This window comes from Bradyrhizobium sp. Mp19, assembly GCF_029952935.1.
GTDB lineage: Bacteria > Pseudomonadota > Alphaproteobacteria > Rhizobiales > Xanthobacteraceae > Bradyrhizobium > Bradyrhizobium elkanii.
Map to the genome: position 1 here is coordinate 1 of NZ_JASAUT010000180.1, position 936 is coordinate 936.

The window sequence follows — 936 nt, forward strand, 5'->3', positions numbered from 1 at the left end:
GATGCCACCACGCCGGATCCGCTCACCACTCGACTGCTCCGAAGGCACCAGGCCGAGATACGCCATCAAATGGCGAGCACTCTCGAAGCGAGCCAGATCGCCGATCGCGGCGACAAATGTTGCAGCTGAAATGAGATCAAGTCCTCGCAATCCCCGCAGCGCTTCCACAAGGGGTCCCATCGTCCAATCGGCAACCATGGTACTGATGCGGCCAACAAGCTGATCACGCCGTTCCTGGGTTGTCCAAACTGCCTCCAGATAGTCCTGGAAGACAATCTGGTGCGCTGGCTGATCGAATGTCTGACCTGCAAGCCACGAGCGGTGTCGTTGTGTCCAATGTTTGCCGGTATCGTAGGTGCGGCCGTGACGCAGAAGAAATGCCAGCAATTGCTGTCGCGCCCGCATGAGGTGCATGGACGCGTCCATCCGAGCCCGGGTGAGATCACGCATTGCCTCATGTCCCTCGTCTGGGACCCATACCCGCGTGAGGTCGCCGGAACGATGCAAAATTGCCAGCTTCTGGGAGTCACGGCGATCTGTCTTGATCCGCTCCCCCGGCTTGCGCGGGATCAAGGACGTCGCAGCAACAGTGCAGCCGTGCCCCAGACCGGTCAGCTGCCGGTAGATGCCGTACCCGCAGAAGCCGGCCTCGTAACAGAACTCCAGTCGATGGCCGTCCTTGCCCAATCGCTTGCTCAGCTTAGACAACGCTGCCGGCGTGTTTGGCACCGCTCCGATGAAGCTGGTCGCTCCCTCGCGTCCGTCTTCCGCCACCGTTACCGAAATGCTGACTTTGTGAACGTCGAGCCCCACGTAAAGAACCTTCTGCATCTGCGCTCTCCGATGTCGAGCCGCCGCGCCCTCATGCGCGGCGGCGGCTCGACTGTGACGGAGACCGGTGGCGCCGCTATGCTGGCGCTAAAGGACATACGGACT

Annotated in this window: 1 protein-coding gene; it reads right to left on the reverse strand. The window is 61.2% G+C overall.

All coding sequences use genetic code 11. From position 1 onward, the window contains the following. The coding region (locus QJT82_RS45460) for an IS110 family transposase (protein ID WP_281446735.1) at nt 1-831 on the reverse strand (831 nt) is incomplete at its 3' end. Nucleotides 832-936 lie beyond the last annotated feature (105 nt).